The sequence below is a fragment of the Gracilimonas halophila genome (genome assembly GCF_042684365.1).
Lineage (GTDB): Bacteria > Bacteroidota > Rhodothermia > Balneolales > Balneolaceae > Gracilimonas > Gracilimonas halophila.
The window spans coordinates 935631-956066 of sequence record NZ_JBHULI010000024.1 but is presented as its reverse complement, the minus strand read 5'-3'; the positions used below and the strand labels follow the sequence as shown (position 1 = coordinate 956066).

At 44.1% G+C, this 20436-nt stretch carries 15 protein-coding genes; 5 read left to right on the top strand and 10 right to left on the bottom strand.

Translation table 11 applies throughout. The annotated features are described in order from the left end of the window. The first annotated feature begins 159 nt into the window (after positions 1-159). From ACFSVN_RS10655 to clpB, 3 genes are all read left to right on the top strand, one after another. A complete protein-coding gene (locus ACFSVN_RS10655) occupies positions 160-588 on the top strand; it encodes an Hsp20/alpha crystallin family protein (protein WP_390302230.1) in 429 nt (142 codons plus the stop codon). Between the two features lie 158 nt (positions 589-746). Next, the gene (locus ACFSVN_RS10650; RefSeq protein ID WP_390302227.1) at positions 747-2225 is read left to right on the top strand and encodes a Do family serine endopeptidase; all 1479 of its coding nucleotides are present in this window, start codon (positions 747-749) and stop codon (positions 2223-2225) included. Positions 2226-2595: 370 nt separating this feature from the next. Beyond that, positions 2596-5235 carry an ATP-dependent chaperone ClpB gene (gene clpB, locus ACFSVN_RS10645; RefSeq protein ID WP_390302223.1) on the top strand — a complete coding sequence of 880 codons (2640 nt, stop codon included), beginning with the start codon at positions 2596-2598 and terminating at the stop codon, positions 5233-5235. A 177-nt stretch (positions 5236-5412) separates the two neighbouring features. On the opposite strand, the gene ACFSVN_RS10640 is transcribed toward clpB, so the two are convergent. The 3 genes from ACFSVN_RS10640 to ACFSVN_RS10630 form a co-directional block, all read right to left on the bottom strand. Further along, entirely contained in the window at positions 5413-7821 is a 2409-nt protein-coding gene (locus ACFSVN_RS10640) for an endonuclease MutS2 (protein ID WP_390302220.1), read from the bottom strand. A 242-nt stretch (positions 7822-8063) separates the two neighbouring features. Further along, on the bottom strand, positions 8064-8603 hold the full coding sequence (locus ACFSVN_RS10635; RefSeq protein WP_390302217.1) for an REP-associated tyrosine transposase: 540 nt from the start codon (positions 8601-8603) through the stop codon (positions 8064-8066). A gap of 261 nt (positions 8604-8864) precedes the next feature. Beyond that, the gene (locus tag ACFSVN_RS10630; protein ID WP_390302214.1) at positions 8865-10862 is read right to left on the bottom strand and encodes a TonB-dependent receptor plug domain-containing protein; all 1998 of its coding nucleotides are present in this window, start codon (positions 10860-10862) and stop codon (positions 8865-8867) included. Positions 10863-11057: 195 nt separating this feature from the next. Here ACFSVN_RS10630 and ACFSVN_RS10625 point away from each other — a divergent pair, with 195 nt between their 5' ends. Both ACFSVN_RS10625 and ACFSVN_RS10620 read left to right on the top strand, forming a co-directional pair. After that, positions 11058-11843, top strand: a complete 786-nt coding sequence (locus tag ACFSVN_RS10625) for a PhzF family phenazine biosynthesis protein (RefSeq protein WP_390302211.1) — start codon at positions 11058-11060, stop codon at positions 11841-11843. Further along, complete coding sequence (locus tag ACFSVN_RS10620) at positions 11836-12648, top strand: sulfite exporter TauE/SafE family protein (protein ID WP_390302208.1); 813 nt, start codon at positions 11836-11838, stop codon at positions 12646-12648. The genes ACFSVN_RS10625 and ACFSVN_RS10620 overlap by 8 nt, the downstream gene beginning before the upstream one ends. A gap of 189 nt (positions 12649-12837) precedes the next feature. Here ACFSVN_RS10620 and ftsZ read toward each other — a convergent pair whose 3' ends face one another. From ftsZ to ACFSVN_RS10585, 7 genes are all read right to left on the bottom strand, one after another. Beyond that, entirely contained in the window at positions 12838-14172 is a 1335-nt protein-coding gene (gene ftsZ, locus ACFSVN_RS10615) for a cell division protein FtsZ (RefSeq protein ID WP_390302205.1), read from the bottom strand. A 273-nt stretch (positions 14173-14445) separates the two neighbouring features. Beyond that, a complete protein-coding gene (gene ftsA, locus ACFSVN_RS10610) occupies positions 14446-15705 on the bottom strand; it encodes a cell division protein FtsA (protein WP_390302202.1) in 1260 nt (419 codons plus the stop codon). Then, the gene (locus ACFSVN_RS10605) at positions 15692-15901 is read right to left on the bottom strand and encodes a hypothetical protein (protein WP_390302199.1); all 210 of its coding nucleotides are present in this window, start codon (positions 15899-15901) and stop codon (positions 15692-15694) included. The genes ftsA and ACFSVN_RS10605 overlap by 14 nt, the downstream gene beginning before the upstream one ends. Positions 15902-15962: 61 nt before the next feature. After that, complete coding sequence (locus ACFSVN_RS10600) at positions 15963-16691, bottom strand: cell division protein FtsQ/DivIB (protein WP_390302197.1); 729 nt, start codon at positions 16689-16691, stop codon at positions 15963-15965. Further along, positions 16692-18065: a UDP-N-acetylmuramate--L-alanine ligase gene (gene murC, locus ACFSVN_RS10595; RefSeq protein WP_390302348.1), complete on the bottom strand. Its 1374-nt coding sequence runs from the start codon at positions 18063-18065 to the stop codon at positions 16692-16694. A 60-nt stretch (positions 18066-18125) separates the two neighbouring features. After that, the gene (gene murG / locus ACFSVN_RS10590) at positions 18126-19232 is read right to left on the bottom strand and encodes an undecaprenyldiphospho-muramoylpentapeptide beta-N-acetylglucosaminyltransferase (protein ID WP_390302193.1); all 1107 of its coding nucleotides are present in this window, start codon (positions 19230-19232) and stop codon (positions 18126-18128) included. After that, entirely contained in the window at positions 19225-20415 is a 1191-nt protein-coding gene (locus ACFSVN_RS10585; RefSeq protein ID WP_390302190.1) for an FtsW/RodA/SpoVE family cell cycle protein, read from the bottom strand. The genes murG and ACFSVN_RS10585 overlap by 8 nt, the downstream gene beginning before the upstream one ends. Positions 20416-20436: the final 21 nt, after the last annotated feature.

Sequence of the window (20436 nt, the reverse complement as noted above, 5' to 3'; positions counted from 1 at the left end):
ACTGCGGACTGTCAACATTTCTTCTCTTTATAATTGGACTGAAATTTCAACAGGCTGATATTGTCCGTCTGTCAGATTAGGGGTGCTCTTTTTTTGATGGTATGAAGCTTGTATAAGTAATGGTGAATCATAAAAACAAATTAAATAAAGAGGTTCATTATGGCACTTATCAAATATTCCCGACCCAATGTTGATCTGCATTCCAAGAATTTCAGTGACGTTCTTGATGAATTCTTCAATGAATCCCTCAACTATCACAGAGATTCATTTATGCCAAGTGTAGATATTTCTGAAACTGAAACAGAATTTGAAGTATCTGTGGCACTGCCGGGCATGAATAAAGAGGATATTAATGTAGATCTCGATAACGGTCGCCTCTCAATTAGCGGTGAACGTAAATTAGAACAGGAAGAAGAAGGGAAGAACTACCATCGTGTAGAATCAAAGTTTGGTTCATTCAACCGCTCTTTCCAGCTTCCGGATAGCATTGATGAAGAAAGCATTGAAGCAAAATATGAGAATGGTATTCTCAATATCACCATTGCAAAAAGAGAAGAAAAGGTTAAGAAGCAGATCAAGATAAACTAAGCTTGATCGATTGGTTAAGAGGACCGGAGCTCCTTGAACAGGGCTCCGGTTTCTTATTATTAATGAAATGAATGTAAAGGTTTGTGGGAATACACAATTTTCAAAATTTCATGCGTTGTAGAACCGCAAACATCAAATACAAAAAAGCATAGAAAAATATGAATACTACAGTAAGAAATATATTTGGGGTAGCCGCTGCAGTTATTGTTCTTTTAGGATTTAACTGGGCTACGGATAGTGACTCTATTTCCCTTTCTGCCGAAACAAAAAATATTGATAAGATTGAGTCTGCAGAAAACCGACCGGCCACCTCACTCAAGGATTTTAATGATGCTATTGTTGATATAGCTGAAAAAACAAACCCGGCTGTTGTAACTATTACTACCAAAAAAACACAGGAAGTTCGAGTGGTAAATCCCTTTTCGCAATTCTTTGGAATGCCTAGAGGGGATAGTGAAACCCAGGAACGAGTACAGCGTGGATTAGGATCCGGTGTGATTGTATCTGAAGAGGGATATATACTCACTAATAATCATGTGATCGCTGAAACAGATGAGATCAATGTGCGCTTGTATAATGGAAATGAAGTTACTGCCGAGCTGGTTGGAACTGACCCTCAAACAGATATCGCAGTACTAAAAGTTGATATTGATAATATCCCAACTGTTGAATTGGGAGACAGTGATGCACTGAAGGTAGGGTCGTTTGTATTGGCAATCGGAAGCCCTTTAAGTGAAGATCTTGCACATACCGTTTCAATGGGTATAGTAAGTGCCCGGGGCAGATCACTTAACAACCTGACACTTTTTGGTGACTACATTCAAACGGATGCCGCCATCAACCCAGGAAACTCCGGTGGAGCATTGATCGATATGAATGGCCAATTGGTCGGAATTAACTCCGCTATCGCGTCAAGGTCAGGTGGTAACGATGGGATTGGTTTTGCGATTCCTATCAGTCTTGCTGAACGTATTATGAATGATCTAATCGAAGATGGAGAAGTTAGCCGAGGTTATCTTGGAATGATTTTCGGTGGCGAAGTTGATCAAACTATGGCTCGTGCCCTTGGTCTTGATAATGTTCGAGGTGTAATTGTTGGGCAGGTTGAAGAAGGAGGTCCTGCAGATAAAGCCGGATTGCAAACTAAAGATGTGATCGTATCTCTGAATAATGATCAGATCAGAAACTGGGACAGCTTCAGAACAAGCATTGCATCCAAGAAACCGGGCGATACCATCAATCTGGGTATCATTCGCGATCAGGAAGAAATGAATCTGGAAGTGACCCTGGAAGAACGCCCTGAAGGACCGGTTGCATCCGCAAATCAAACTGAATCTGAGGATGTTCAGGAACGTCTCGGTTTCTCAGTTCGGGATCTGAATCAAAATATCAGAAATCAGTTCAGAATAGGCAACGATATCGAAGGAATCATTGTTCAGGAAATAAGTCAATCCAGTAATGCTTATGAAAGAGGCTTGAGAAGTAATGATATCATTACCAATGTAAAACGCACTAAGACTGAAACAACCGATGAGTTTTATGCGGAAATCGAAAAAGCAATAGAAGCCGGAGATGAAGTTATTTTGTTGACAGTTCTTAGGAACGATGCGGAACAATATGTAGCTTTTGAACTATAAGTAATTAAGACAAGAAATTTGTACCCCGAAAACCCAAACCTTGGTCCCTGATACGGATCGAGGTTTATTTCTATAAGTTCGATCGATATAATCTATAGATTACAGAACTATTTACTAAAAATTACAGGGAATCAATTAAAAGATTTCTTATTTTAGGGATTAGAAATTTAAAGATTTTGTACCCCGAAAAACCCAAACCCTGAACTCTGATACAGTTCGGGGTTTTTTTATGCTCTTCATTTTGGGTTTCACACCATATTCATAATTCAGACTATATTAAATAAACTTCTGATTACTGAAATTCTGTCAATATGTAAGAACAGGCACGGTTTTGGTCATATTAAATACAAATAAATAAAGGAGATTTAATATGAATATGAACAAATTTACACTGAAAGCGCAGGAAGCTGTTCAAAAAGCACTGGAGCTTGCCCAAAGTGGTAACAATCAGGCTGTGGAACCGGCTCACATTTTAAAGGCTTTTTTAAGTGATCAAGAGAGTATCGTAAACACTATTCTAAGTAAGCTTGGAGCAAACCCCTCTGCAATTGCTAAAGTGGTGGATTCCATCCTGGAGCGGCTTCCAAAAGTTCAGGGCGCATCGGTTTCAGGACAGTACCTGTCAAACAACAGTAAAGAACTCTTTGATGTAGCTCAAAAAGAAGGCTCAAAACTTGGCGATGAATACATAAGCTCGGAGCATGTTTTGATAGGCATGGCGAGTATTAAAGGTGAAGTTGCCAACTTGCTCAAAGATCAAGGTGTAACAAAAGAAAATATTTTAAAGGTTCTGAAAGATGTTCGCGGTAATCAAACGGTGGATGACCCGAATGCCGAAAGCCGCTATGGAGCTCTCAAAAAATATGCCCGCGATCTGAATGAACTGGCTGAGAAAAATAAGCTTGATCCGGTGATTGGCCGTGACCAGGAGATCCGGCGCGTGATGCAGATCCTGACCCGTCGTACCAAGAACAATCCGGTATTGATCGGTGAGCCGGGTGTAGGTAAAACGGCCATTGCCGAAGGAATGGCACTTAGGATTGTAAGAGGAGATGTACCTGAGGGACTTAAATCAAAACGTATAGTAGCACTGGACATGGGATCACTGGTAGCAGGAACTAAATTCCGGGGTGAATTTGAGGAACGCCTAAAAGCAGTGGTCAAGGATGTAACCGATTCAGATGGGGAGATCATATTATTTATTGATGAGATCCACACCCTGGTGGGAGCCGGTGCAACTGAAGGAGCGATGGATGCTGCTAATATCCTGAAGCCCGCACTTGCTCGCGGAGAACTTCACGCCATCGGTGCAACTACACTTGATGAATACCGCAAATACATTGAAAAAGACAAAGCACTTGAACGCCGCCTACAGTCTGTATTGGTAGGAGAGCCTTCCGTAGAAGACACCGTTTCTATTCTCCGGGGGTTGCAAGAGCGTTATGAAATGCACCATGGGGTTCGAATTACAGATGCGGCCGTAGTGGCAGCCGCCGAACTTTCACACCGATACATTGCCGATCGTTTTCTGCCCGATAAAGCCATCGACCTTATCGATGAGGCTGCATCAAGGTTACGATTACAGATCGATTCTCTTCCCGAAGAACTGGATGCTCTGGAACGACAAATTCGTCAGCTTGAGATCGAGCGTGAAGCACTTAAGCGTGAGAAAGATCAGTCCAAAATGAAGGGGATAGAAAAAGAATTGGCTGACCTTGAAGAGCAGCGTAAGTCTATGCGTGTACAGTGGGAACAGGAACGTGAGCTCATTCAGAAAGTGAGAGAGCTGAAACAGGCGATCGACACTACAAGAAATGAAGCTGATAAAGCAGAACGGCAAGGGAACTATGAAAAAGTAGCTGAATTGCGATATGGCACAATCGCCCAGCTTGAAACGGACCTGAAAGAAGCTCAGGACAAACTGGATGAGATGCAGGAAAATCAATCTCTCTTAAAAGAAGAAGTAGATGCTGAAGATATCGCTGATATCGTGGCACGGTGGACAGGAATTCCCGTTCGCAAGATGCTTCAAAGTGAGCGTAAGAAATTACTTCATCTCGAAGATGAATTGCATAAACGAGTGATCGGACAAGACAAGGCCATTGAAGCTGTATCCGATGCCGTACGCCGTTCGCGTGCGGGACTGCAGGATGAACAGAAACCCATCGGTTCGTTCTTCTTCCTCGGTTCAACCGGGGTGGGTAAAACCGAACTGGCCCGTTCATTGGCCGATTTCTTGTTCAATGATGAGCAGGCCATGATCCGTATTGACATGAGTGAGTATATGGAAAAGCATAGCGTCAGCCGTTTGGTTGGGGCTCCTCCCGGATACGTGGGCTACGATGAAGGCGGACAGCTAACCGAAGCCGCCCGCCGACATCCTTACTCTGTGATCTTGTTGGATGAGATCGAGAAAGCCCATCCGGATGTATTTAACATTCTGTTGCAGGTACTGGATGAAGGCCGCCTTACCGATAATAAAGGGGTAACGGTGGACTTCAAGAATACCATCATTATCATGACCTCCAACATAGGTTCACACCTGATCTCCAATGAGATCGAGAAGTCAGGCGGTAATATGACAGACGAGAAGTATGAAGAGCTTCAGAACAAGCTGATCGAGCAGTTGAAGCAGACCATTCGACCTGAATTCCTGAACCGGGTGGATGATACCATTGTATTTCATCCGCTGGGTGAGCAGCACATTCGTGAGATCGTGGATATTCAGCTCCGCAGAGTCCATAAATTGCTCAAGAAGAATAACGTGAAGCTGGATATTCCGGATGCTGTCAAAGACTGGATGGCCGTTCGAGGATATGATCCGGTGTACGGTGCTCGTCCATTGAAGCGGGTGATTCAGCAAAACATCACCAACAAGCTGGCTTCACTGCTTATCAGCAGGGATGAAGAAGGCCCGGTGCATTACGAAGCCACCATCAGTAAAAACGGTGATGCTATTGAATTTGCCGAAGTGGTGGAAGATGTCGAGGCGTGGGCGGAAGGTGATTAAGTAATGATTTAGATATAAGACGTTAGATAAAAGACGTAAGAAATATTGAATGGGTTGGGGTGAGAGCTTCAGCCCATTTTTGTTTTATAGATTCTATCTCGTTCCGAACGTCTCGTTCGGAATGCCTGCCGGAACCTCCGGTTCCATGCGAGTAGTAAATTCAAAATTTCCAATTTCTCACTTCAGTTTCACAATCGTACAACCCGCTCCACCTCTTTCAATAGGAGCGGTCTCAACACTTTTCACATCTTTACGGGTATTGAGATACGATTGGATCTGACTTCGCAAGATCCCATCACCTTTCCCGTGAATGATCTCCACCTGATTCATATTCCTGAAGACGGCACGGTCGATGTACTGGGTGACTTCATGCAGGGCATCTTCGGTTCTCATTCCCCGAACTTCGATGGAAGGCTTTACCATTTCTGTGGTCAGGCTATTATCCCCAACCATAATGGATGAACGGGCTTTAGTCTTTTTATCCTTCTTCTTTTCAACCTTCACCAAATTCTTGTACTTGGTTTTTAGCCTAAGTCCACCGGCTTGCACAACTGCATTTTTACCATTGATCTCAACTAATTCTCCGGTTGTGTTGCCATCCTTAAATCGAACGTGATCTCCTTTTTTAGGAGGATCGTCGGTTACCTGTTCACGATCTTCTTTCTTATCCTCAATTTCCTGAAGCGAACGGTCAATATCTTTTTTCTCCTGATCAACTTCTTTGCGGATCTCCTTGATCTCATCTTTATCGGCCTTGTTCTGCTCCACGATCTGTTGCACGGCCCGCTCCACCCGCTGATTCGCTGAATCCATGATCGACTTTGCTTCCTTCAGCGCCTTCTCACGGATCTTTTCCTTATCCTTTTCAATGGCCTGGATCTTATTCTCAAACTTCTTCCGCTCAGATTCTGCCTTGGCCTGAAGAGAAGTATATTTTTCTTTCAGTTCAGCGGCCTGCTGTGATTTCGTCTCCAGTTCGGTGATCAGTGATTCCATCTTGTTCTTGGCTTCACCAAGCAATACCCGGGCTCGCTTCAGAACATCCTCATTCAGATTCATGCGCTGGGCAATTTCAAAAGCGTAACTGCTTCCGGGAATTCCTTTTTTGAATTTATAGGTGGGTGAGAGGGAAGACTGGTCGAATTCCATGGAGCCATTTACGGCCATCTCATGCTCGTGAGCGAATACTTTCAGAGACCCATGGTGAGTAGTTACGATTACCTTGCAATCCTGTTCCAGCATCCGCTCGATGAACGACTGAAATAATGCGCCTCCTTCCCCAGGGTCAGTTCCGGCGGCGGCCTCATCGATCAAAACCAGACTGCCCGGTTCAAATAGTTTTACCGTTTCCCGCATCCATTGTAAGCGAGAAGAGAAGGTACTCAAATCATCTTCAATCGATTGGTCATCTCCCATATCTACATAAATCCCCGAGAAAATAGGAAGCTCGGAAGTTGGGTCGGCAGGAACGCCAAAACCAGACTGCATCATCAGAGACAACAATCCCACGGTTTTCATAGCTACCGATTTACCTCCGGCATTCGGTCCGGTTATCATCAGGCATCTTTCGTCTTCTTCCAGCTTCATGAATAACGGAATGATCTTCTCTCGATCTTCCTCTTTTCGGATACTCAGATTTTTGAGCCGAAGAATGGGATTGTAGGCTTCCTTTATACTCAGATAATTTTTCTTCGCAATGATAGGGATGAGTCCGTCCAGTTTCTGAGTGAGCTTCGCTTTGGCGGCGATCACATCAATTTCTGCAAGACATAAGGTGTTCTGGTCGATGTACTCAGCGTTTTGGCGAACATGTTTGGTCAGCTCTTTTAGGATTCGCTCTATCTCACGCTGTTCTTCGGCCTCAAATTGCCGGATCTCATTATTCATGTTCAGTGCTTCCACCGGCTCGATGTACACCGTTTGTCCGCTGGCCGAAACATCATGTACAAATCCCTGAACTTTCCGTTTAAACTCAGCCTGGATCGGGATCACCATTCGTCCATTACGGATGGTGGCACCTTCATCGGAAGACATGCCGTCTTTGGAGGCCTTGCTCATCGCACGATTGATGGTTCCCCGAAGATCACTTTTACGCTTGTTAAGCTTTCGGCGAATGGATTGCAGTTCCGGACTGGCATCATCGCGTAACTCCCCATGCTCAGTCACTTTTTCCTTGATGCTGTTTTCGAGTTCCTTCATGGGGATGAGTCCCTCAGAAACTTTTAAAAGACGGGGATAAGTATCTCCACGGGCTTTCAGGAATCTCTTTACTTGTCGTGAGGCAGAGCAGATCTTCAGGATATCTACAAAAGCGGGAAGGGGAATAAGACTGCCTTCGGCTTTTGAAGTGGATAGGTAATCCCGGACTTCAGGGAATTCTCTCAGTGGGAACGGATCAGGATCAGAAATGATCTCCAACATTTCAGCCGTCTGTTGAGTCAGGAGTTCTACCCGCTCTTTACCGGAGGATGGCCTAAGTGTTTCAAGCAACTCCTCCGATCGCACTGATTGTGTAAGTTCCAGTGCAGCCCGGCGAATTTGTTCAAACCCGAGTTTATCTAAAAGGGAATTGGGGTAGATCTTCATTGAAGGATGTTGGGATGATTCTCAAACTCTTAAAGATAAAGGTAGAAGTGCTCGTTCCCAAGCTTGAGAAGACAGCAATTATCTGCTCCAACTCAGAGCGTTGCAGCGAGTCGTGTTTATGCCTGTTACTCTTAAGCTTCGCTCTCAAATCCACTCAGCCTTTATAAAAACTCACCCTCGTTCCCAAACTCTCAGCCTATGTAAAGATACCTCTTTCCACTCGCTCTGCGTTAGAACGAAAGCTATCTGTTAAATAAATTTATCTTGACTGAACCCGAAGTTTTTCCGTTATAATTACCAAATGATGAATTTTTCCAAGTTTTGGGATGAGCGGCTAATCCGGCTTTAACAGGATTATAGTGTATATATCCTATCTTTTGTTTCATCACATCAGTATTAAATATTTGCTTAGGATGGTATCCTTCTGCCCAAAATTGATGAGTCTGATCTTTTTTGAATTTTCGTTTAGCTTCTTTAAATGCGTTTAGAAAATAGCGCATTTTATTTCTTTCCAGAGAATCAATAATTCTGCGTGCAGAATAGGATTTAAAGCTCGAGACATGTTTTCCCAAGTTTTTTCCTTTTGCAATAATATGGATATGATCAGGCATGATCACGTAGGCGTATATATCAATATCTCTTTCATCAACTAAAAAGTTTAGACCGTCAGTAATTATTTGAGCAAATTCTACTTGCTCAAATACCGGATATCTATTTATCACTGTTGTTGTTATAAAGTAAGGATATCTCTCGTCCAGTATTTTGTATCTGCTTCTTCCCATGTTTTTGATAGTTAGAGCGATGGGAAAGCAATTCCTTACAGTAGAATTTTTCTTTTATAGTAGAGAGTCCGCTCCAACGCAGAGCGTAGGAGCGAGTCTGGGATGGTTTCAGTTACTCTTCATCCTCGTTCCACACGCTCTGCGTTGGAACGACTCAGCGAGCGTGAATAATGATAACTGATGCGAGTTAACTTGCTGAAAATAAATAACGCATTAATATGCGCCTGCATATTAATGCGTTTAATCAGTTCTTAAAGACTTTTAAAGGCCATATTTAACTCCGCCAAGTATCCATCTTCCTGGCATCGGGGCTCCAAGAATTTCCTGATATTGTGTGTCTGTAACATTCAGGATCTGAGTGTAGAGCTGGAAGTTATTGCCGAAAGGTTTAAATCCTACCTTTAAGTTCGTCAGGAAATATTGGTCAGGCACTTCGGCATTGATCAAGACCGCTGCTTCTTCCGAACGGACATTATACATGGATTGTGATTGTATGGAAAGATTCCCAACGATCAGGGAAAGATCAAAACTTACCTGATGTGATGGGTGGTTGGCGATATATCTGGAAACCGTATTTTGATCACTTGTGGTTCTGATGTACGTATATCCAGGTTCTGTTCGTAAGCTAGCGTTTGTACCCAGTTCAGAAGTAAAGGATGATATGAACTCAATTCCGATCGCCTCTGATTCTGAAATGTTAGAGGCATAAAAATACTCTTCATTAGGTTGAAGATTATCGGCATTATTGATGTTATTGGAATTCGTAACTGCGTAGTCGATCAAATTAGATGAACTGCGGTAGAAGAAAGTGGGTGAGAATCTAAGGTTGTTAGCCGGTGTCCAGTCAAGACCGAAGTCAAAAGTGGTGGATTCTTCAGGAAGAAGATCAGGATTTCCAATATTTCGACCGGGTGTTAGGTTTGGAATTTCAGAGGAAATATATCGTTCGGTGAAATCACCTTCACGAATAGCTCGCCCAATTGAGGTTCTGAGGTTTACAGTTCCAAGATCATACGCAGCACTTATCTGTGGTAAAAAGGTAAGGTCGCTGATCGGGTTAAACTGAAGGCGAAGACTGGTTGTCATGCTAAGTCCAAAATCATAGTTCATGGTATGGATCCCATAGATTCCCCATGAAGTATTTTCATGATCTCCCCGGTCAGTACTTTCGATCTGTTTATTGAGTAGTTGTCCGCCGATCATAAAACGCATGTAGTTCAATGATCCGGAGACTGAGGTCAGTTGATCGGAATTCAGCTCATATTGGTGAGAACCATTTAAAAATAGAGAACCTGTTTGATGGACGTTTGCCGGAATGGTACCCGGTAGAAAGTCAAAGACATCTTCTACATCCCGGTAAGAGAAATTGATCTCGGAACGGTGATTATTATTCTCATATGTCAGAGCAGAAAGTGCCCACCGACTTTCAATTTCCTCTATGGACTCATCCACAATACTTCTGGTATAAAAGTAGCGAGCATTAAAGTCACGATTTTCAAGCCCAGAACGGACATACCAATTCCAGTTTTCGCCTAAATTTACAGACAAAGCTGCAGAGAGATTCATCATGTCGAAATAGGTATTGTAGTTTTCTTCAGAAGACACACCTTCTTCAAAACCGGGATTGGTGAGCTGCTCTCCATCAGAGGAAGCCGTTCGAAAAGAAGTACTGAAACGAACATTTTTTTTTGCAACCCCTGCAGTGGCGTCAATGATACGAAGGTTATTTTCCCCTGCTGAAATATCGAGATTTGTACGGGTTTGAAGGTTGTCATCCGCTTCGATCTCTTTCATCATGTATGCTTTTGTTTTGATGTGAACCACACCTCCAACGGCATCTGCCCCGAACGAAGTACTTGCCGGTCCGCGGATCAATTCGATCTGAGCGATCTCAGAAAGCGCAACCGGAATATTGGTATTAAAGTGAGCGGTAAGCGGGTCATTTAGAGGAGTATTATCCAGAAGAAACATTACTTGAGAAAAGGTACTGCCGCGAACTCCCACATCGGCTTGTACACCAAATCCTGCACGTCCGTTTATATTGATGCCGGGAAGACTACGCAAAAGATCGTCCACTGATTGCACCGGCATTTCACCGATCTGTTCTGCCGTTATCACAGATACATTCTTCCCGCTTTCAGAAATAGAAGTAGATATTCTTGATGCGGTAACATCAATAGAGTCGAGTTCGGCTTCTATCTGGGCTTTTGGAGTTTCAACTATCAGAAAAAGGAATAATAATGTAAATAGATATCTCATAGGTAATAGTTATTGAATAGTAGTTAGATCGCCGCAAAGATAAGGGAGTAGTGAGTGAATATGCGAATTAAAATCTATGGAACGGGGGCAGTACTTAAGGGTTTAATTAATTAATAAATGCCCCTACATTGCCAAGTAATTCAAAATGAAAACTTAAGAGTAGGTTTTAAATTTCGAACCTGAAATTAATACATCATGAGTTTACCTATATACCAAGTTGATGCGTTTACATCTGAATTATTTGCGGGAAATCCTGCTGCAGTCGTTCCTTTAGACGAATGGCTGTCAGATGAACAAATGCAGAATATCGCAGCCGAAAACAATCTCTCAGAAACCGCATTTTTTGTGAAAGAAGGCGAGAGTTATCGATTGCGATGGTTTACTCCCACGGTGGAAGTTGATCTGTGTGGACATGCCACACTTGCCACGGCCCATGTTTTGTTTGAGGAACTTGGCTATCCGGAAGATGAACTCGTGTTCAAGACACGTAGCGGGTTGCTCAATGTAGGTAAAAGTGGGAATCGGCTTTTGATGAATTTCCCCGCAGACCATATGGAAAAAGTCGAGGCGCCCGATGTGATGTTTCAGGCTCTGGGAATTCCGAAAACACCCGAAGTCTATAAGTCTGACGACTATATGGTAGTGCTGAATTCAGAAGAGGAAGTGGCAGCACTGAATCCTGACATTAAAATGTTAAGCGAAGTAGAAGCCCGAGGTATCATAGTAACTGCACCCGGTGATGAGGTTGATTTTGTTTCCCGGTTCTTTGCTCCGCAATCGGGAGTGGATGAAGATCCGGTTACGGGTTCAGCTCACACCAAAAGCACGCCATATTGGAGCAAGAAACTGAGCAAAGACAGGTTAAATGCCCGCCAGATCTCAAAAAGAGGCGGTGATTTAATATGCGAAATGAAGGGAGATCGAGTGGAGATATCAGGATTTGCGATCACATATCTGAAAGGGGAGATCACTGTTGGTTGAGCTGTTACTTTTGTTGTTGGTTGGATTGATAGCGGGAATACTTGCCGGATTGCTTGGTATAGGGGGTGGAATAATTTTCACACCGGTCCTTTTCTTTTTATTTGAGGGAGCCGGGGTTGAAAACCCTGTACTTTGGACGGTAGCTTCAGGATTATTTTGTACGTTCATTGCTGCATCGGGAAGTATTGTCCGGCAATATATACAGGATAATATGTTTTGGAGTGAAGGACTTAAACTCGGTCTGATGGGCGTTCTTGGAGTGTATTTGGGAAAATTAGTGATCACATCACCATACTACAGTCGAACCGAATTCGTGATCTTTTTCTCTATCATGCTGCTTTATGTGGCATATATGATGTTTGGCAGAGGTAAAGATAAAAAAGATGAATATGACAGGGAGTTTGAACTGCTTACCACTAAGCAATCCTTTGTAGCCGGTGGGTGTGGTGGATTTGTAGCTGCACTTGCGGGAGTTGGAGGGGGAGGAATTATGGTGCCGATCATGAATTTGTTCTACCATCAGCCATTTAAGAAAGCGGTCAGTGTTTCCCATTTGGCTATGATCCTGATGGTAACTTCCGGCTGGCTTCAGCTTGCTCTTGAGCCGGGAGCTGTTTCAGGAGTCACCGAATTCTCAATGGGATATGTTGATTTTGGAGCCGCTTTTCCTCTTGCTATTGGCGGATTGATCGGTGGTTTTGGCGGAGCTTTCCTTAATCAAAAAATCAAAAGAAAATATTTGCAATGGGGCTTTGCAATTCTGGCCGTGGCTATGGCAACCCGACTTATATGGGGGATTTTGTAGATGCACTATCAGTATCAATTAAAACTGAAGCCATCAAAAAACATAAAAAAAAGAAGAAGCCCCGATCAAAGGGCTTCTTCTGTTGTTAGCAATCTATAGCTTTGATGAAGCTATAATCCAGTAAAATCAGTGGCTCTCAGAGATACCATTCCCATGGTACCGGGAGAGAACCGATGTCAGCGGCAAAACTCAGTCCATAATTTTTCGGAGAAATGCCGGTTGCTCAGTATCGTCCTTTCGGATGCGCTCGGTGCGACTTTGAAATGGGGCGATGTTATCCTGAGCTTCGCCTTGTTGTTCTTCCTCATCGGGCACTTCGATATTCTCTTCCTGCTTGCGAACATTCAGGTCGCGACGGAGATAGGAAGGAGTGTCCAGTTTTTTGAGGTTATTTTCACCTTTGTAGTAATCTCCGGTTCCACGTGGGAATCGGTCAGGTACATCGGATTCCTTTTTTGATCTTTGGCTTTGAATATGTGCCTGAGCATTTTGAGCAGCCTTATTCAATGATGGCTCTTTATTTCCGGCAACCTTAGCTGTTGAACGGTCTTCTGCAAGGTCGAATCCTGTTGAGATCACCGTTACGCGGATCTCATCTCCGAAGTTCTCATCCAATACCGTACCCAATATGATCTCGGCATTTTCACCGGCCTCTTCATGGATGATATTGGTAGCGGTTGTGGTCTCACGCATTCCGAGGTTGGAACCCGCTGAGATATTTACCAGTACGTTACGGGCACCGCGAATGCTTACTCCATCTAAAAGCGGGGAGTTGATAGCAGCCCGTGCTGCTTTCTCAGCTCTGTCCGGACCTTCAGCTGTGGCCGATCCCATAATGGCAGCGCCACCGTCGCTCATAGTTGTTCGAACATCAGCAAAGTCAAGGTTGATGAGTCCGGGCATGAGGATCAGGTCACTGATACCGCGCGTAGCATTGTAAAGTACTTCGTTAGCCATTGCGAAGGCTTCCATCAGGGAAGTGTTCTCATCAGCAATGTCGAGGAGTCGCTCGTTAGGGATCACTATTACCGTATCACAGTTTTTCTTGAGTTCAGTGATTCCTTCAAGAGCATACTTCTTACGGACCTTGCCCTCACATTCAAATGGGGTAGTGATGATACCCACAGTTAAGATTCCCCGGCGCTTGGCGATTCCGGCTACCACTGGAGCTCCCCCGGTTCCGGTTCCACCGCCCATTCCTGCCGTTACAAATACCATATCGGCATTTTCAATGGATTCTTCAATTTCATGACGGTTTTCCTCTACCGCTTCACGCCCGATCTCGGGACGCGCTCCGGCGCCAAGTCCGTTGGTAAGGGCTGAGCCTACCTGGATCTTGATATCTGCCATGCTGTTCTTGAGTGCCTGGGCATCGGTATTAAGCGCGATATACTCCACACTTTCGAGGCCCATGTTTATCATATTGTTTATGGCGTTACCGCCACCGCCGCCTACGCCGATCACTTTGATCTTAGCGTTTTCCTGGCTCTGTTCGTCGAAAAAGAAACGTGAATTGTTAGCCATTTTTAACTCCTATTTGAGTTGTTGTTTTACTGGATTGTTATGGTTGTAGATGATTGCTTTTGGAATTCCACCGTCAGACGGTTTCATTCCGTTGTTTTGTTGATTGCTGATTTTACTTTTAAAGTTCTTTGAAACCGGATCAAGTAAACCTTCGAGCGTCCGTGAGGTCCTCGAAGCGTTTACTATGTTGAATTCGAAAGCGCAACGCTTCAGGGTATTACAGACGCTTGAAGGATGCTTTTCCCTATATCCTATTTCATTGATATTCATATCTTAAAGTTCTTTGAACCAACTCTTCATACGCTCGGTGATCTTCTGCATCACCTGCTCAACGTTGGTTCCCTGAGATGATGATGGCATCATCGTTTGATTGTTTGATGTCCCTGAGCGAAGAGCATGCATTACCAAACCAACGCCTGTAGCGTAGATTGGGCTGTTTACTTCTTCTTTCAGTCCGCCTGTAATGCCCAATGGAATTCCCACTTTGGCATCCAGTCCTAAAATTTCGTTTGCGAGTGGACAAATGTTCTTGATCAATGAACCTCCGCCGGTTATAACCACTCCTGCGCTCATTGAATCAGCATATCCACTGCGTTTGATCTCAATACCCACTATCTCGAGGATCTCTTCCATCCGGGCCTGAACGATCTTAGCCAGGATGCTTTTTGTAATTTCTTTGGGAGGCCTGCCTGCGATACCGGGGACTGTGATTACTTCATCTTCTTCGATAAGGTCAGCATAACTTTCACCGTGCTTACGCTTTAGGGTTTCGGCTTGATCATCCAGAACGCTGAGTCCCAGACGAATATCGTCGGTCACTTTTTGTCCGGCTATTGCAACTACAGCCGTATGTCTGATAGTGTTATCCTGGAAGATGGCGAGGTCAGTGGTACCGCCCCCGATATCAACCAAAACCACTCCGGCCTCTTTTTCCTCTTCATCCAATACGGAATAGGAGGAGGCAAGCGGCTCAAGGATAAGGTCAGCTACCTGATATCCGGCACGTTCCACACAGCGGTACATGTTCTTAGCTGCGGAAACAAGCCCGGTAATAATGTGGACCTCCGCTTCCATACGCATCCCACTCATTCCAACCGGATCGCTTATTCCATCTTGTCCGTCAACCACAAATTCTTGTGGAATTACGTGGAGGATCTGCTGGTCGGTAGGGAGCATAATGCGCTGGCAATCTTCGAGCAGGCGCTCCACATCTTTAGCTGTAATTTCGTTGTCTTTGTTATTGATGGTGATTACACCTTTGCTTCGCATACTGCGAATATGGTCACCGGCTATACCTACATTCACCGAGTTCACCTGGATGCCGGAAGCCAGTTCTGCCTGGGCAATGGCATCTTTGATGGCATTTACGGTTTTGTCAATGTTGACCACAACTCCACGGTTCAGCCCGTCACTGTGAGCTTTACCCACCCCGAGGATGTGAATACGTTCCTGTTCATCGATTGAGGCTACGATTGCGCAAATTTTGGTGGTCCCTATATCAAGACCTACCATTATGTTTTCATGTTCTTCCATGACGATCCGCTGTGTTTTTGTTGATTGCTAAGGTTCTTTTTGTTGATGGCGATGCCAGATCAGAGTAAAAATCGTTTATGGAATCCCGCTTTTGGGATTCTTTTGGTGATGAACTCAAAAATGCATCCACATATTTTTCAGCACCATTTTGTTCCACATGTTCAGGAGTGTCACCACATGCAATGTCCTTAGACATGGGACTACGGGTAGAATTTCCAACCGTATCGTGTTTTTGACCAAACGATATGTTGCTGAAATCAAATTTCACGGGTAACCACCTGGTTTGAAAACCTGAGATCGACCTGTTGCATCGATTGAATTCCTTTGGTTTTAACGATCTGGGCATAGAATGCTTTCCAGTTCTCGAGTTTATGTTCAAAATTGTTTCGTCCAAAAAGCAGCTTCACACCATTCTCATGACTGACTGCTACCACACCATCGGTCTCGTCGAAGGCTACTTCACTGATGGTTGCCCATCCAAAGCCATCGATCTTCGCTTTCATCAAAAAATCCCGTACCTGTAAAAAAGACTCACTTTTAATAGTATCTGCAGCTGAAGTGCTATATCCGTATAAAAGAGGAACGTCTTGTGTTTTGCCTTCCAGAATGGGAAGTCTTACACCTTCAGCATCCACGTACATTCGCCCTCCTCCATTAATCAATAGCGCAATGGGTTCCCGTTCCGATACATTGAGCCTAAGGTTTCCATTGGGTTCGATGTAAGGAACTACCGACCGCACATAATCCAATTGCTCAACACGTTGAACTACTTCATTGAGATCAAGACTATCCGGTTTTATTCCTAATGGAATGGCAGCCGCATTCCTGATGTCTTCGTGTTGGGTAAACTCAAGATCATTCACTTTTACATTCTGAACTGTAACATTCCGATTCCAGTACATGGCTGCAAGCACAGCAATGCCGGTGACCATCAAGATGGCAGTCATCCAGGGTAAAAGGCTTTTATTTGATTCCTTTTTACTCAATTAATCGGTTTTCGGTTTGAATTTTCCTGATTTCAAAGCTTCAATAAAGTCTTCGCCAAAACGGTAGATATCTCCGGCGCCCATTGTAATGATGATGTCGCCCTGGCGGCTAAGTTCTTTCAGTGTTTTGGTGACCTTCTCTTTGTCTTCCACATACACCACATTCTTATGCCCGTACTGTACAGCAGTATCTGCTATCAATTTTCCGGTCACACCTTCAATAGGTTTTTCACGAGACGGATAGACATCGGTACAGATCAACATCTCCGCATCAAAGAAGGAAAGTCCAAATTCCTTATACAGGTCCTGAGTTCTGGAATACAAATGTGGCTGGAATACGGCTACCACTCTGCGATCGGGCCATCCTTTTCGGGCAGCCTGTAGTGTGGCCTGAACTTCGGTTGGATGATGTGCATAATCATCGATCACCATACAGCCGTTTTCATATTTAAGCTGGAAACGACGGAATACACCTTCAAAATGCTCCAGCCCTTGTTTGATCAGTTTGAAATCAATACCAAGTTCAATTCCGGTTGCGATAGCGGCCAACGCATTTTTCACATTATGGTCACCGGGTGCTTTCAAAGTGATGACCCCAAGTTTTTCACCCTCATAGATAACAGAAAAAGTACTTGTGAAAGCATCAGCTCTTATATCTGTTGCGCGGAGCTGAGCCTGTGGAGTTAAACCGTAGGTGATCACTCTTTTCTCTAGATCAGGAAGGATACTTCTGACATTTGAATCATCCAGACAAACAATTACCGCTCCGTAAAAAGGGACTTTGTTGGCGTAATCAATAAAGGCTTGCTTCACATCTTCGAGGTCATTATAGATATCAAGATGTTCGGCTTCAATATTCGTGATGATGGCAATAGAAGGGGAGAGGCGGAGGAAGGTCCGGTCAAACTCATCGGCTTCCACTACGATCAGATCTCCTTTTCCAACCACGGCATTTGTTTTGTCAAAACTATGAACTTTACCGCCTACTATGATTGTAGGGTCATAATTACCATCTTGAGTTACATGTCCAACCATCGTAGTGGTCGTTGTTTTTCCATGCGTTCCGGCCACACCAATTCCAAATTTCATTTTCATCAGTTCAGCCAGCATCTCTGCCCGTTTGATGGTAGGAACCCGGTTTTCGATGGCTGCTTTAGTCTCAACATTTTCTTGGGCTTTTACTGCACTGGTGTAGACCACCACATCGGCTCCTTCAATATATTTGGCATCATGGCCTTTGTGGACTGTAGCTCCCAGTTCCTGTAATCGGCGCGTAGTTTCGGTTTCAGCACCGTCAGAGCCGGTCACTTTATAACCACGCTGTAATAATATTTCGGCCATCCCGCTCATACCAATTCCACCGATACCCACCATATGGATATGCTTGGTTTTACCAAAAACGGGTTGTGTTTCGATGCGTTTTTCCACTTCGTCTTATAACTTCGATTTTGCGATTTCTAAAATTTCTTTAGCAATTAGTTTAGCTGCTTCGGGTTTTGCCAAATTCAATGCAGCTTGATTCATACGCTGCAGGTTTTCCTGATCATAGATCAATTGCTCTACCAATTCCGTCATGGTCTCTTTCATAGCATTATCCTCCAGCAATTTCGATGCACCTGCATCAGCCATAGCTTTAGCGTTTTGTGTTTGGTGATCTCCTGCCACATTAGGAGAGGGTACCAGCACACTTGGTTTTCCTGTTAGCATTAACTCGGAGCAAGAACTTGCTCCGGCGCGGCTAATGACAAGGTCTGCAGCTGCGTATGCTTCCGCCATATTCTCGAGGAAGGCCGACAACCGCAGGTTTTCTAACTTCTTTGTATCGATCTCGGTCGAAAGTTCATCATAGTATCGAGCCCCACATTGCCAGATGATCTGTAGCTCAGCTTTATCGTGAAGCTGCTCAATATTGGCTTTCATAGCCTCATTTATAGTTTTTGCTCCGCCGCTTCCACCCATGACCAGTAGTACCGGTTTGTCAGCATTGAATCCAAATGATTCGAGTGCTTTGTCTTTATTGGCTCCGGTTAAGGTTGCACGGGTTGGATTTCCGGTTACTTTTGTTTTTTCTTCTGGCAAATATCGGTCGGCCTCTTTGAAAGCCGTAAATATCTTGACAGCGAACTTCGCGAGCAGTCGGTTTGTCACGCCGGGGAAGCTGTTCTGTTCTTGAATTACGACAGGAATTCCTTTCTTGCCGGCTACCCACCCAACAGGACCTGCCACATATCCTCCACAGGAAACAACGACATGAGGTTTATACCCTGCCAGAATTTTTAAACTTTGCACAAGGCTGGTTATCAATTTTACCGGGAACAATACATTCTTTAAGGTGAAACGCCGGTGGAAACCACTGATCCAGACATTACGGATATCATAACCTGCCTTTGGAACAGCTTTCCATTCCATATGATCTTTGGTTCCTACAAAGAGTATCTCTGTGTCTGAGTTTTCAGCTTTTAAGGCATCAGCAATAGCGATGGCAGGATAAACATGTCCGCCGGTGCCGCCTGCTGCGAGTAAAATTCTTGGATTATCCATAGAACAAGGTCCTCCGGTCCCGGTTATGTTTCGAGATATTGAGGAGGATGCCGATCATCAGTCCGGCAAAAAGCATACTGGTTCCGCCGTAGCTAACAAAAGGCATAGGGAGGCCTGTTACCGGAAGGATGCCACTGGCAACTCCGGCATTCACAAATCCATATAAAACGATGGTAAGAGTACATGCCACTGCTAACAAAGAGCCTAGATGGTCTTCGGCATTGCGTGCCACAAATACAATTCCGCGTATCAAGATCAGGGTAAATATGAAAATGAGGGACATGGCTCCGATCAACCCATATTCTTCAGCGATGATCGCAAAAATAAAATCGTTATAAGGAGCAGGAAGGAAGTCTCTTTGTGAACTCTTACCGATGCCTACACCCAGCAGTTCTCCCTTCGCAATTGCAATGTGTGCCTGTTGCGCCTGGTATCCACTCCCTTGTAAGATCTGTTCGCTCGGAATGTCCTTGATCTGAGTTATATATTGTTCAATCCGGTCCTGACGATTCGCGGATTGTCCAAGTAATAATGCTCCTCCAAGAACTCCAATTGCCACTAAAGAGCCAAGCTGTATAACACTTACTCTGCCAACAAACATGAGCACCAGGCAAACAACAAGTAAAATGCCTGCACTGCTAAAATCTTCAATGCCTATCAGTGCACAGGTTAAAATGACCCAAAACATTATAGGTATGAAAGATTTCATAAAATCTTTGATGTACTCCTGTTTCTCACTAAGCAATACTGAAACATGGACTATCAGTGCAACCGTAGCTACCATAGATGGCTGGAATGAGAAACCGGCAACATTTAACCAACGTTTTGCACCAAACTGTTCAGTCCCGAAAGCTAATACTGCAACAAGTAACACCAGGCTTAGAACCATCCCGATCCTGCTGAATTTCGCTATAGTGTGATAGTTTATTTTGGAGACGATCAGCATCACAAAGAAAGCAATACCAAGTTTTGTCAAATGTCCAACGATCAGTTGCCCGGCTGTGGTAGACTTTGTTTCTGCAAAGAAAGCTATAGAAGAATACACCGCCAACATCCCAAAGGTCATCAGGATAACCACAGACATCAATAAGAACCGATCGCTGCCTTGCTTGCGCGTATCGATATCCTCAGCAGAAGTGCCGATGATGTTGGAAATATTGCTATGTGGAGATGTATAGATCATATTTTTTTAAAGTGACAAAGT